Here is a 12,436-nt window from a genome sequence, read left to right as displayed (position 1 = left end):
CCTCGGTACGGGCTAGCGGGCGCGGTTCAGCGTCTGAAGGGCGGCCTTCAGCAGCTGACCGACCTGGGGCGTGCCCTCGGCGGCCTCCGCCTGGGGCGCCACGGCGGCCACGGCCTCGTCGGCCTCACGCGTGGCGTACCCGAGGCCGATCAGGGCGGCGTGCAGCTGGTCGCGCCAGCCCTGGGTGACCGGGGCGCCGACCACCGGGGCGCCGATCGGCTCGCCGAGGCGGTCCTTCAGCTCCAGCAGCAGCTTCTGGGCACCCTTCTTGCCGATGCCGGGGACGGCGGTCAGCGCCTTCTCGTCACCGGTGGAGACGGCCCGGCGCAGGGCGTCGGGGGTGTGCACGGCGAGCATGGCCTGGGCGAGGCGGGGGCCGACTCCGCTCGCGGTCTGCAGCAGCTCGAAGACCTGCCGCTCGTCGTCGTCCGCGAAGCCGTACAGGGTCAGCGAGTCCTCCCGTACGACGAGGGAGGTGTGCAGCTTGGCGGGCTTGCCGAGCCGGAGCGTGGACAGGGTGTTCGGTGTGCACTGGACGGCCATGCCGACGCCGCCCACCTCGACGACCGCGGCGTCCGGAGCGAGTGCGGCCACTGTGCCGCTGACGAAGGCGATCATGCCGTACGGCCTTTCGATGTCGGTGCCTTGGCCGCGTGCAGGGCGACGGCCTGCTGGAGTCGGTTCTGCGCGGGGGCGCGCCAGATGTGGCAGATGGCGAGCGCGAGGGCGTCGGCGGCGTCGGCCGGCCTGGGCGGGGCGTCCAGCCTGAGCAGCCTGGTGACCATGGCGCCGACCTGGGCCTTGTCGGCGCGGCCGCTGCCGGTGACGGCGGCCTTGACCTCGCTGGGGGTGTGCAGGGCGACGGGGATGCCGCGGCGGGCGGCGCACAGCATGGCGACGGCGCTGGCCTGGGCGGTGCCCATCACCGTACGGACGTTGTGCTGGCTGAAGACGCGCTCCACGGCGACGAACTCGGGCCGGTGCTGGTCCAGCCACTCCTCGATGCCCTGTTCGACGGCGAGCAGCCGGTGGCTCAGATCGGCGTCCGAAGGCGTGCGGACGACGCCGACGCCGACCATGGTGAGCGGCCGCCCCGCGACGCCGTCGACCACGCCGACACCGCATCGGGTCAGCCCCGGGTCCACCCCCAGTACGCGCACCAGCGCCCCTCCGTTCGATCTCCCCCAGCTTCGCTGGGCGGTACCCCCAGTTTGTGCAGGCTAGCGGGTGCCACTGACAACGCCGTACAACGCGACGGGCCGACAGGGTGTGTCCCGTCGGCCCGTTCGTGCGTGAGCGTCGGCTCAGGCTTCGACCTTCTCCATGATCTCGTCGGAGACGTCGAAGTTCGCGAAGACGTTCTGCACGTCGTCGCTGTCCTCGAGCGCGTCGATCAGCTTGAAGATCTTCTTGGCGCCCTCCTCGTCCAGTTCGACCTGGACGGACGGCACGAAGCTGGAGTCGGCGGAGTCGTAGTCGATACCGGCCTCCTGGAGGGCGGTGCGGACCGCGACCAGGTCGGTGGCCTCGCTGATGACCTCGAAGGACTCACCGAGGTCGTTGACCTCCTCGGCGCCCGCGTCCAGGACGGCGGTGAGGACGTCGTCCTCGGTCAGCTCGCCCTTGGGGACGATGACGACGCCCTTGCGGCTGAACATGTACGACACCGAGCCCGGGTCGGCCATGGAGCCGCCGTTGCGGGTCATGGCGACGCGGACGTCGGAGGCGGCGCGGTTGCGGTTGTCGGTGAGGCACTCGATGAGCACGGCGACGCCGTTGGGGCCGTAGCCCTCGTACATGATCGTCTCGTAGTCGGCGCCACCGGCCTCGAGACCGCCACCGCGCTTGATCGCGGAGTCGATGTTCTTGTTGGGGACCGACTGCTTCTTGGCCTTCTGAACGGCGTCGTACAGCGTCGGGTTGCCGTCCAGGTCGACGCCGCCCATGCGGGCCGCGACCTCGATGTTCTTGATCAGCTTCGCGAAGAGCTTGCCGCGCTTGGCGTCGATCACGGCCTTCTTGTGCTTCGTCGTGGCCCATTTAGAGTGGCCGGACATCTGCCTGTCTCCTTCGCGTAACCCATCCAGATACGAACGCCAGAGATCCTACAAGGACTCCGCCGCCCGGGACGCGCGCACCATGTCGACGAAGAGCGCGTGCACACGGTGGTCACCGGTCAGTTCCGGGTGGAACGACGTGGCCAGCGCGTTGCCCTGACGGACCGCGACGATGTGGCCGTCGTGCTCGGCGAGCACCTCGGCCCCGGCGCCGACGGACTCGACCCAGGGGGCGCGGATGAAGACGCCCTCGACGGGGCCGTCCTCGACGCCCTTGACGTCGACCGCGGCCTCGAAGGACTCGTTCTGTCGGCCGAAGGCGTTGCGGCGGACGATCATCTCGATGCCGCCCACGGTCTCCTGGCCCGAGCGCGGGTCGAGGATCTTGTCCGCGAGCATGATCATGCCGGCGCAGGTGCCGTAGACGGGCATGCCGTCCCGCACCCGCGCGCGAAGCGGCTCCATCACGTCGAACAGGACGGCCAGCTTGGAGATGGTGGTCGACTCACCGCCGGGTATGACGAGGCCGTCGACCTCGGCGAGCTCCTCGGGGCGCCGCACCGGCCTGGCCACGGCGTCGGCCGCGGCCAGGGCGATGAGGTGCTCCCGTACGTCGCCCTGGAGGGCCAGGACGCCTATGACGGGGGTGTTCATGGGTGTCGCTGCCTTACCAGCCGCGGTTGGCGTAGCGCTCGGCCTCGGGCAGGGTGTCGCAGTTGATGCCGACCATGGCCTCGCCGAGGTTGCGGGAGGCGTCGGCGATGATCTTCGGGTCGTCGTAGAAGGTGGTGGCCTTCACGATGGCGGCGGCGCGCTTGGCCGGGTCGCCGGACTTGAAGATGCCGGAGCCGACGAAGACGCCCTCGGCGCCCAGCTGGCGCATCAGCGCGGCGTCGGCCGGGGTGGCCACGCCACCGGCGGAGAACAGCACGACCGGCAGCTTGCCGAGCTCGCTGACCTCCTTGACGAGCTCGTACGGGGCGCGCAGCTCCTTGGCGGCGGCGTACAGCTCGTTGTTGTCGAAGCCGCGCAGCTTGGCGATCTCGTTCTTGATCTGGCGCAGGTGACGGACGGCCTCTACCACGTTGCCGGTGCCGGCCTCGCCCTTGGAGCGGATCATCGCGGCGCCCTCGGCGATGCGGCGCAGGGCCTCGCCCAGGTTGGTGGCACCGCAGACGAAGGGGGTGGTGAAGGCCCACTTGTCGGAGTGGTTGACCTCGTCGGCCGGGGTCAGGACCTCGGACTCGTCGATGTAGTCGACGCCGAGGGACTGCAGGACCTGGGCCTCGACGAAGTGGCCGATGCGGGACTTGGCCATCACCGGGATGGAGACGGCGTTGATGATGCCCTCGATCATGTCCGGGTCGGACATACGGGCCACGCCGCCGTCCTTGCGGATGTCGGCCGGGACCCGCTCCAGGGCCATGACGGCGACGGCGCCCGCGTCCTCGGCGATCTTGGCCTGCTCCGGCGTGACGACGTCCATGATCACGCCGCCCTTGAGCTGCTCGGCCATACCGCGCTTGACGCGGGCGGTGCCGGTCTCGGGAGCCTGGTTCTCGGTGATGGACACGGGTTGACCTCACTGAAGGGAAAGAGGGTTTGCTGCGCCACCGAGGAAACGTGAATGGACCAGTCCACAGCAAGGGCCAATGGTAAGCCGGTGGATCCTTTTGGTACCCGGTCGGCGTCGGGCGGCCGTTAGGGCGCCCGGTCCGCCAGGGCCGCCGGGGGCTCGTCGTCCATCTCGAACGCCATCGGGAAGGGGGCGTGGCCGGCCAGGCGGAACCAGCGGACCTTGCGGTGTTCGCGCAGGCGGCGGGCCGCGCCGACGGCGTCGTTGTGGAACCGCCGGGCCATCGGGACGCGGCGGACGGCCTCCGTGAGCTCATGGGCCGCCTCCTCTCCCCCGGGCGCCGCACGCACCGCCTCCACCTGCTGCGCGTCCGCGAACACGGCCCGCAGCGCCTGGCTCAGCTCACTCTCGGCGACCTCGCGCTGCTCCTCCTCGGCCTGCCGGGCGGCGTGCGCGGCCTCGTACAGCACGATCGAGGCGGCCGGGTCGAGCACACCCGACGTGGCGAGCTCCTGGGTCACCGACGCCCGGCGCAGCAACTGCGCGTCCAACGCCGCCCGGGCCGCGTCGATACGGGCGTGCAGCCGGTCCAGCCGGCCGGCCGTCCAGCTCAGGTAGAGGCCGATCGCGACGAGGACGACAAGGATCCAGATGAGGGTTGCGGTCACGGCCCGAAACCTTACGCTCCACGGAACCGACCGAGCGGCGCCCGCTCAGCCCGGCGCCCGTCTCTCCCACAGCGTCCGGGCGTCCGCACGGCGACGTCCCACCGACCGCACAGCGGCATCCCGACGGCGATACGGCGACGCCCCGACGACCGCACCACGGCATCCCGGCAGCCGCACCCCGGCGCCCCGACGACGACCCCGCGACATGCTCCGACGACCTCACAGCCGCATCCCGACAGCCACACCCCGGCGCTGCGGCACTCGACACCGCCCCGACAACCACACCACGCCGTCCCGGCAGCCACACCCCGGCGCCCCGACGACGACCGCGACAGTGCTTCGGCGACCGCACCACGGCGTCCCGGCGGTCAGTGTGGCTGCCTCGGCTGGTGTCGGCTGATGTCAGTCACGTGCCAGGCCGAAACGGGAACGGAAGCCCGGACCGGAGTCCCGCTCGTCCGCCGCCGCCACCGCGGCCGCGCCCGCCGTGACCGTCTCGTAGACGGACAGGATGTCCGCGCCGACGGTCGACCAGTCGAAGCGGCGAACGTGCACGGAGCCGCGCTCGCTCAGCTCGGCCCGTCGCAGGGGGTCCGCCAGGAGCCGTACCGCCGCGTCGGCCAGCGCGTCGGCGTCCTCATTGGTGAAGAGTTCGCCCGCCGCGCCCTGGTCGAGAACCTGTGCGAAGGCGTCCAGGTCGGAGGCGAGGACCGGGGCACCCGCGGACATCGCCTCGACGAGGATGATGCCGAAGCTCTCGCCGCCGGTGTTGGGCGCGACGTACAGGTCGACGCTGCGCAGCAGCCGCGCCTTGTCCTCGTCGCTGATCATGCCGAGGAACTCCACCCGCGGGCGCAGCTCCTTCGGCAGGCTCTCCACCGCCTCCTCCTCGTCACCGCGGCCGGCGACCAGCAGCCGGGTCTGCGGGCGGGCGGCGAGGATCTTCGGCAGGGCGCGCATCAGCACCGGCAGGCCCTTGCGGGGCTCGTCGATCCGGCCGATGAAGCCGAGGGTGTCGCCCTGCCACTCCGCCTTGGGCTCGGCCTTGGCGAAGAAGTCGACGTCGACGCCGTTCGGGATGACGACGGCGTCCCCGCCGAGGTGCTCGACCAGCGTGCGGCGGGCGTACTCGCTGACCGCGATCCGCGCGCTGATCTTCTCCAGCGCGGCCTGCAGAATCGCGTACGCGGCGATCATCGCCTTGGAGCGCGGGTTGGAGGTGTGGAACGTGGCCACCATCGGCCCCTGCGCCGCCCAGCAGGTCAGCAGGCCCAGCGACGGCGAGGTCGGCTCATGGATGTGCACCACGTCGAAGTGGCCGTCGTGCAGCCAGCGCCGCACCCGGGCCGCCGACAGGAAGCCGAAGTTCAGCCGCGCCACCGAGCCGTTGTACGGCACCGGGACCGCACGGCCGGCCGAGACGACGTACGGCGGCAGGGGCGTGTCGTCGTCGGCGGGAGCGAGGACGGACACCTCGTGGCCGAGCCGGACGAAGTACTCGGCGAGGTCGCGGATGTGGAACTGGACGCCGCCCGGCACGTCCCAGGAGTACGGGCAGACGATGCCGATCCTCACGACGAGCCCCTCCGGGGATCGAGGTCGGCGAGCCACAACCGCTGCAACATGTGCCAGTCCTCCGGATGGTCGGCGATCCCCGTGGCGAAGGCATCGGCCAGCGCCTGTGTCATGACAGACGTCTTCTCCGCGCGGGTACCTGTCTCGGGCACCTCGATCGGGGGATGCACCCGGCCCTGCATGACGGGCGAGTCGTCGTACCAGAGTGTCACCGGCAGCAGAAGCGCGCCCGTCTGCTGGGCCAGAAGGGCCGGTCCGGCCGGCATCCGGGCCGTGTCGCCGAAGAACTTCACCTCGACGCCGGACTCGGAAAGATCCCGGTCGGCGACCAGACAGACCAGGCCGCCGTCGCGCAGCCGCCGGGCGAGCGTGCCGAAGGCGGTGCCGCCGCTGTGCGGCAGGACTTCCATGCCGAGGCCCTCGCGATAGGCGACGAAACGGTCGTACAGGGTCTCCGGCCTGAGCCGCTCCGCGACCGTCGTGAAGGGGGTCTCCAGCTTGGTGGTGACCCAGGCGCCGGCCAGGTCCCAGTTCGCCAGATGCGGCAGCGCCAGGATGACGCCCTTGCCGGCGGCCAGGCCGTCGGTCAGGTAGTGCAGGTCCTTGGGGGCGAAGCCGCCCTTGACGCGCTCCGCGCTCCAGGACGGCAGCCGGAAGGATTCCATCCAGTAGCGCAGGTACGAGCGCATGCCCGCGCGGGACAGCTCCGCCAGCCGCTCCGGGCCCGCGTCGGGCACCACGCGCGCGTAGTTGCTCTCCAGCCGCTGGACGCCCTTGCCGCGCCGCTTCCAGGCGAGGTCGGCGATGGACCGGCCCAGGCGGACGGCGGCGGGCTCCGGGAGCTTCTTCACGGTGGCCCAGCCAAGGCCGTACAGCGCGTCGGTCAGCCGGTCCTGGGCGCTCACTTCGCCGTCTCCCTCCCCTGGGACCCGTCCTGCTGGGCGGCGGCCGCGGCCTCCGCCTCGGCCGACTCCCGGCGGACCGTGACGACCCGCTGGACCAACGTCACCAGGCTGCCCACGGCGACGATCCACAGCGCGACCGGCAGGAGGTACTGGATGCCGGGTACCCCGAACTTGTGCATGCCCGCCAGACCGGCCGCCACCAGCGAGATCACCAGCCGCTCGGCACGCTCCACCAGCCCGTTGACCGCGACCGGCAGACCGATCGACTCACCGCGCGCCTTCGTGTACGACACCACCTGACCGCTGGCCAGACAGAAGATCGAGACCGCGCACAGCACGTTGTCGTCGCCGCCCCCCGCGTACCACAGGGCGAAACCGCCGAAGATCGCACCGTCGGCGACCCGGTCCAGCGTGGAGTCCAGGAAGGCGCCCCAGCGGCTGGAGCGGCCCAGCTGGCGGGCCATGTTGCCGTCGACGAGATCGGAGAACACGAACAGCGTGATCACGACCGTGCCCCAGAAGAACTCACCCATGGGGTAGAAGACCAGCGCTCCCGCGACCACGCCGGCGGTGCCGATCAGCGTGACCGTGTCCGGGCTCACGCCCCGGCGGATGAGAAACGCGGCGAACGGTGTGAGGACACGCGTGAAGAATGCACGCGCGTACTTGTTCAGCATGGCCTTCCCGACGGTCGGTGTGGCGCCGCGGCCCTTGCTGGCCATCGGCTGGCCCATCGTAGCCACGCGTGCGCGTGCCCGACCCTCGGGCACCCGGACCCGTGTCACCGCCCCACCGGGCACCGGCCACGGACCGGGCGGCCCAGCCGCACGGGCCGTACCGCGCCGGCCGAGCGGCACGGTCGCGTCCTTCGTATGGACGCGCCGTGACGGGAGTGGAAAGCTCGAAGAACCGCGGGCGTCGCCGGAGCCGCCCTCAGGCCGGATCCGTGGTGTCCGCGCCCCCAGTGACCTCACCGTGCACGGGAGGCAGGATCATGGGCGACAAGACACAGACACACCCCGGGGCCGCCGGCAGGGCAGTGGCGGCCGACCACCCCGCGTCCGTACGGAATGTGGTGCTGGTCGGCCACTCCGGCTCGGGCAAGACGACCCTGGTGGAGGCTCTCGCGCTGACCGCCGGGGCCGTGAACCGGGCGGGCCGCGTCGAGGACGGCGGCACCCTCTCCGACTACGACGAGATCGAGCACCGGCAGCAGCGCTCGGTACAGCTCTCCCTGGTGCCCGTCGAGTGGGACGGCATCAAGATCAACCTTCTGGACACCCCCGGATACGCCGACTTCGTCGGGGAGCTGAGGGCCGGTCTGCGAGCGGCGGACGCGGCCCTCTTCGTCGTCTCCGCCTCGGACGGCGTGGACGGCTCCACCCGCATGGTGTGGGAGGAGTGCGCGGCCGTCGGCATGCCACGCGCCATCGTCGTCACCCACCTGGAAGCCGCACGCGCCGACTTCGAGGAGATGACCCGGGTGTGCGCCGAGGCGTTCGGCGGCGACGACCCCGACGCCGTACTCCCCCTGTACCTGCCGCTGCACGGCCCCCAGGGGCCCGACGGGCACGCGCCGGTGACCGGCCTGACCGGACTGCTGTCCCAGAAGCTGTTCGACTACTCGTCCGGCACCCGCCAGGAGTCCGAACCCGGCGAGGACCAGCTGCCCGACATGGAGGCAGCCCGCAACCGGCTGATCGAGGGCATCATCGCCGAGAGCGAGGACGAGACCCTCATGGACCGCTATCTCGGCGGCGAGCAGGTCGACGTCAAGACCCTCGTCGAGGACCTGGAACGAGCCGTCGCCCGCGGCACCTTCCATCCCGTCCTCGCCGCCGCCCCCGCCGGCAACGGCGCCCGGCAGGGCCTCGGCACCGTCGAACTGCTGGAGCTGATCACCCGCGGCTTCCCCACCCCCTTCGAACACCCCACCCCCGCCGTCACCACCGTCGACGGCAAACCGCGCGACCTCAAACCCTGCGACACCGAAGGCCCCCTCGTCGCCGAGGTCGTCAAGACGTCCTCCGATCCGTACGTCGGCCGGCTCTCCCTGGTCCGCGTCTTCTCCGGCACCCTCCACCCCGACGAGACCGTCCACGTCTCCGGACACGGCCTCGCCGACCGCGGACACGAGGACCACGACGTCGACGAACGCGTCGGCGCCCTGTCCACCCCCTTCGGCAAACAGCAGCGCCCGGTGTCCCACGCCGTCGCCGGAGACCTGGTGTGCGTGGCCAAGCTCGGCCGCGCCGAGACCGGTGACACCCTCTCCGCCAAGGAGGACCCGCTCCTGATGGAGCCGTGGCAGATGCCCGACCCGCTGCTGCCGCTGGCCATCCAGGCGCACAGCAAACCCGACGAGGACAAGCTGTCCCAGGGCCTGGCCCGGCTGGTCGCCGAGGACCCGACCATGCGCCTGGAGCAGAACCAGGACACCCACCAGGTCGTCCTGTGGTGCCTGGGCGAGGCCCACGCCGACGTCGCGCTGGAACGGCTGCGCAGCCGCTACGGCGTCCAGGTGGACGTCGTACCGCACAAGGTGTCCCTGCGGGAGACCTTCGCCGGGAAGTCGGCCGGGCGCGGGCGGCATGTGAAGCAGTCCGGCGGGCACGGGCAGTACGCGATCTGCGAGATCGAGGTGGAGCCGCTGCCCGGCGGCTCGGGCATCGAGTTCGTCGACAAGGTCGTCGGCGGGGCCGTACCGCGCCAGTTCATCCCCTCGGTGGAGAAGGGCGTGCGCGCCCAGGCCGCCAAGGGCGTCGCCGCCGGCTATCCGCTCGTCGACGTGCGGATCACCCTGCTCGACGGCAAGGCGCACTCCGTCGACTCCTCCGACGCCGCCTTCCAGACGGCGGGCGCCCTCGCCCTGCGGGAGGCCGCCGCGGACACCAGGATCCATCTGCTGGAACCGGTGGCCGAGGTGAGCGTGCTGGTCGGCGACGACTACGTGGGCTCCGTGATGAGCGACCTGTCCGGTCGCCGCGGCCGCGTCCTGGGCACCGAACAGACGCCCGGCGGACGCACGCTGATCCGCGCCGAGGTGCCCGAGATCGAGATCGGCCGGTACTCGGTCGACCTGCGGTCGCTGTCCCACGGCACCGCCCGCTTCAGCCGCTCCTACGCCCGGCACGAGCCGATGCCGCCGCAACTGGCCGAGAAGGTCCGCGAACAGGCGAAGAACGGGTAGGAAACGGGTAGGAGTTGATACGGGGCCGCACTCAAGTGGCCCATGCGGAACATTCGTTTCCGGATCGGCGGGCGGCTTCGGCCGTCCGCCGACGGATGTCAGCGCCGGCGGATACCCTGATGACCTGATCAACAGGTGTGCGGAGCACGGAAGTCGGGAAGGCCGCAGAAGCGAGAACGGCGGCGATCGGGGGCGGGAATGACCGTTGACGGCGGTTACGCGGACTTCTTCGGACCACAGGTCCCGCGGACGGGCGACGAGGGACAGACACCCACCTTCGCCCTGGCCTCGGCGGCCTACCGGGACAACCCGATGGAGGACATCAAGAAGGCCGACAACGAGTGGTACCAGACCAGCGTCAACACCGGCCGCCCCTGGGCGAAGATCTTCCGCCCCAACTTCGGCGAAGCCTTCTCCCAAGCGGTCATCGACCGCATGATCGGCGTCGGCCGCAAACCCCTCATCCAGTCCTTCGGCACCCAGCCGCAGGCCATCGTCGAGCACTGCCTCGCGGCCAACGGCATCCGACGCGAACGCGACAAGAAGCTCACCGCCATCATGCTCCTGTGCGGCGTGCTGTTCCTGCCCGGGCTGCTGGCCTGGCTCCTGGTCTTCCAACTCCGCGCCACCCTCGGCAAACAGGAGAACAAGAAGGTCTCCGGAGCGGCCACCGCCCTCCTCGTCGCCGTCGGCGTGCTCGCCGTGCTGTTCCTCGTCCGCATGCCGTTCACCGGCATCTGGGGCTGGTACGCGCGCGGCGCGGTCATCGCACCCGTCGCCGGCTGGTTCCTGGCCCGCCGCGTCTGCGAGAAGACCGCCGACGACCTGCGCGGCCGCTGGGACAGCCTGCTGTCCGGCAGCAGCATCGGCGCCAAAGTCCCCGAGGCCGTACCCACCAGCCCCAACCAGACCGCCGCCGAACAGCTCCGCCAGTCCCTGGCCCGGCTCAGCGCCGAACAGCAGTCCAACTCGATCTTCTACGCCGGCCCCAAGGGCATACTCGGCATGGGCACCCGCTGGGGCGCCTGGCACCTCGCCGAGGAACTCGTCCCCTCCGACCCCCAGCTCGGCATCCACGAGTTCCGCAGCTGGACCGTCGCCCGCGCCATCCACGACGAGCTGAAACTGCTGCCCCGCCAGAGCCTCAAGACCGGCGGCTTCCCGACCCCCCTGGTGAAGGACTGGATCGTCACCTCGGTCGGCAAGGACACCAAGGCCGTCTCCCGGCCCGAGGGCCCCGACGTGGAGGCGTACCAGGTCAAGCCGAAGGCCATGGAGACGATCTGCAACGACCAGCAGTTCGACAGCGGCGACCGGCACTACCTCGGCGTGCAGTGGACTCTGTACGACGGCCAGCTGATCATCACCATGATGATCACCGTCACCGTCCTCAAGGAGACCCTGCGCATCGAGGTCACCGGCCATGCCCTCGGCCCCGTCCACGGCCTGTTCCTCAGCAAGCCCGAAGCCCCGACCAAGGAAGTCGCCAAGACCGTCCGCTTCTGGGAGACCCGCACGATCAAACTCCCCCTGATCACCCCGGACGAGGTCGTACGACTGGCCGCGCGCGCCACGATCAGCTGGTACCCGCCGCTGCTGAAGTGGCTCGGCGGCTCGATCGGACTGCCCGAGCCCTTCGGCCTGCGCCACGTCTGGGCCGGACCCCCCTGGGACAACCGCTTCATGAGCGACGACGTCCTGCGCGCCGCCACCCCGGTGCTCCGGCGTGTGCACCACGCCGCCCTCCAGGTCCTGAAGGACCACCGGGTGGACATAGAGAAGTTCAGCTCACGCTCGTCGACCCTCAGCGGATCGGTCCAGGACGCCTCACCGAAGAAGGCCGACCTCTACGACGCGTAGCCCTCACACCGGCCAGGACTCGGCGAGCATCTTCCGGGTGTCGGCGAGCAGCTGCGGCAGGACTTTCGTGTGGCCGACGACCGGCATGAAGTTCGTGTCGCCGCCCCACCGCGGCACGATGTGCTGGTGGAGGTGCGCGGCGATACCGGCGCCGGCGACCGTGCCCTGGTTCATACCGATGTTGAAGCCGTGGGCGCCGGACGCCGTGCGCAGGGCCGTCATCGCCTGCTTGGTCAGCTCCGCCAGCTCCGCGGTCTCCGGACCGGTGAGATCCGTGTAGTCGGCGACATGCCGGTAGGGCACGGTCATCAGGTGGCCGCCGTTGTACGGGTACAGGTTCAGCACCGCGTACACATGCTCACCGCGCCGGACGACCAGCCCGTCCTCGTCGGACTTCGCCGGGATCGAGCAGAACGGGCAGCCGTCGTCAGCCCCTGGGCCGGTCGGCTTGCCCTCGCCCTGGATGTAGGCCATCCGATGGGGCGTCCACAGGCGCTGGAACGCGTCCTGCGTCCCCACTCCGATCTGCTGCTCCGGCTCACTCGTCATGCGTGCAGCATATGGCGTCCGGGTGAGGGACAAGGCAAGGCCCCCGATGCGCGGGA

General features: G+C 70.8%; 12 protein-coding genes. 2 read left to right on the top strand and 10 right to left on the bottom strand.

Annotated features, from left to right (window positions below; translation table 11 throughout):
• Positions 1–12 precede the first annotated feature (12 nt).
• The 9 genes from ruvA to pgsA all read right to left on the bottom strand — a co-directional run bounded on the left by ruvA (position 13) and on the right by pgsA (position 7,515).
• A complete protein-coding gene (ruvA, locus tag ACH5AC_RS18855) occupies positions 13–618 on the bottom strand; it encodes a Holliday junction branch migration protein RuvA (RefSeq protein WP_398863009.1) in 606 nt (201 codons plus the stop codon).
• Positions 615–1,160, bottom strand: coding sequence for a crossover junction endodeoxyribonuclease RuvC (gene ruvC / locus ACH5AC_RS18850; protein ID WP_398863008.1), 546 nt, complete (start codon positions 1,158–1,160; stop codon positions 615–617). The genes ruvA and ruvC overlap by 4 nt, the downstream gene beginning before the upstream one ends.
• A 144-nt stretch (positions 1,161–1,304) precedes the next feature.
• Positions 1,305–2,057 carry a YebC/PmpR family DNA-binding transcriptional regulator gene (locus ACH5AC_RS18845; protein WP_398863007.1) on the bottom strand — a complete coding sequence of 251 codons (753 nt, stop codon included), beginning with the start codon at positions 2,055–2,057 and terminating at the stop codon, positions 1,305–1,307.
• A 48-nt stretch (positions 2,058–2,105) separates the two neighbouring features.
• On the bottom strand, positions 2,106–2,711 hold the full coding sequence (pdxT, locus tag ACH5AC_RS18840; protein WP_398863006.1) for a pyridoxal 5'-phosphate synthase glutaminase subunit PdxT: 606 nt from the start codon (positions 2,709–2,711) through the stop codon (positions 2,106–2,108).
• 13 nt (positions 2,712–2,724) lie between these two features.
• Positions 2,725–3,630 carry a pyridoxal 5'-phosphate synthase lyase subunit PdxS gene (pdxS, locus tag ACH5AC_RS18835; protein WP_398863005.1) on the bottom strand — a complete coding sequence of 302 codons (906 nt, stop codon included), beginning with the start codon at positions 3,628–3,630 and terminating at the stop codon, positions 2,725–2,727.
• 128 nt (positions 3,631–3,758) lie between these two features.
• Positions 3,759–4,301: a hypothetical protein gene (locus ACH5AC_RS18830; protein WP_398863004.1), complete on the bottom strand. Its 543-nt coding sequence runs from the start codon at positions 4,299–4,301 to the stop codon at positions 3,759–3,761.
• Positions 4,302–4,703: 402 nt separating this feature from the next.
• On the bottom strand, positions 4,704–5,876 hold the full coding sequence (locus tag ACH5AC_RS18825; RefSeq protein WP_398863003.1) for a glycosyltransferase family 4 protein: 1,173 nt from the start codon (positions 5,874–5,876) through the stop codon (positions 4,704–4,706).
• Positions 5,873–6,781 (bottom strand): phosphatidylinositol mannoside acyltransferase, encoded by a 909-nt coding sequence (locus ACH5AC_RS18820; protein ID WP_398863002.1) that lies wholly within the window; start codon positions 6,779–6,781, stop codon positions 5,873–5,875. The genes ACH5AC_RS18825 and ACH5AC_RS18820 overlap by 4 nt, the downstream gene beginning before the upstream one ends.
• The gene (gene pgsA, locus ACH5AC_RS18815) at positions 6,778–7,515 is read right to left on the bottom strand and encodes a phosphatidylinositol phosphate synthase (RefSeq protein WP_398863140.1); all 738 of its coding nucleotides are present in this window, start codon (positions 7,513–7,515) and stop codon (positions 6,778–6,780) included. Before pgsA ends, ACH5AC_RS18820 begins: the two co-directional genes overlap by 4 nt.
• A 260-nt stretch (positions 7,516–7,775) precedes the next feature.
• On the opposite strand from pgsA, the gene ACH5AC_RS18810 reads away from it, so the two are divergent.
• Entirely contained in the window at positions 7,776–9,971 is a 2,196-nt protein-coding gene (locus ACH5AC_RS18810; RefSeq protein ID WP_398863001.1) for an elongation factor G-like protein EF-G2, read from the top strand.
• A gap of 198 nt (positions 9,972–10,169) precedes the next feature.
• Positions 10,170–11,831: a hypothetical protein gene (locus tag ACH5AC_RS18805; RefSeq protein WP_398863000.1), complete on the top strand. Its 1,662-nt coding sequence runs from the start codon at positions 10,170–10,172 to the stop codon at positions 11,829–11,831.
• A gap of 3 nt (positions 11,832–11,834) precedes the next feature.
• Here the strand turns inward: ACH5AC_RS18805 and ACH5AC_RS18800 are convergent, their stop codons facing one another.
• Positions 11,835–12,380, bottom strand: coding sequence for an HIT family protein (locus tag ACH5AC_RS18800; RefSeq protein WP_398862999.1), 546 nt, complete (start codon positions 12,378–12,380; stop codon positions 11,835–11,837).
• Between the last annotated feature and the right edge of the window lie 56 nt (positions 12,381–12,436).

This window comes from Streptomyces sp. NPDC018693 (assembly GCF_044391385.1).
Classification (GTDB): Bacteria; Actinomycetota; Actinomycetes; order Streptomycetales; family Streptomycetaceae; genus Streptomyces.
This window is presented reverse-complemented; position numbering and strand designations above follow the sequence as displayed.

Bases quoted from the DNA above. Each gene is read 5' to 3' on its own strand.
- ruvA (WP_398863009.1), bottom strand. From the start codon at position 618: ATGATCGCCTTCGTCAGCGGCACAGTGGCCGCACTCGCTCCGGACGCC.
- ACH5AC_RS18845 (WP_398863007.1), bottom strand. From the start codon at position 2,057: ATGTCCGGCCACTCTAAATGGGCCACGACGAAGCACAAGAAGGCCGTG.
- pdxT (WP_398863006.1), bottom strand. From the start codon at position 2,711: ATGAACACCCCCGTCATAGGCGTCCTGGCCCTCCAGGGCGACGTACGG.
- pgsA (WP_398863140.1), bottom strand. From the start codon at position 7,515: ATGGGCCAGCCGATGGCCAGCAAGGGCCGCGGCGCCACACCGACCGTC.
- ACH5AC_RS18810 (WP_398863001.1), top strand. From the start codon at position 7,776: ATGGGCGACAAGACACAGACACACCCCGGGGCCGCCGGCAGGGCAGTG.
- ACH5AC_RS18805 (WP_398863000.1), top strand. From the start codon at position 10,170: ATGACCGTTGACGGCGGTTACGCGGACTTCTTCGGACCACAGGTCCCG.
- ACH5AC_RS18800 (WP_398862999.1), bottom strand. From the start codon at position 12,380: ATGACGAGTGAGCCGGAGCAGCAGATCGGAGTGGGGACGCAGGACGCG.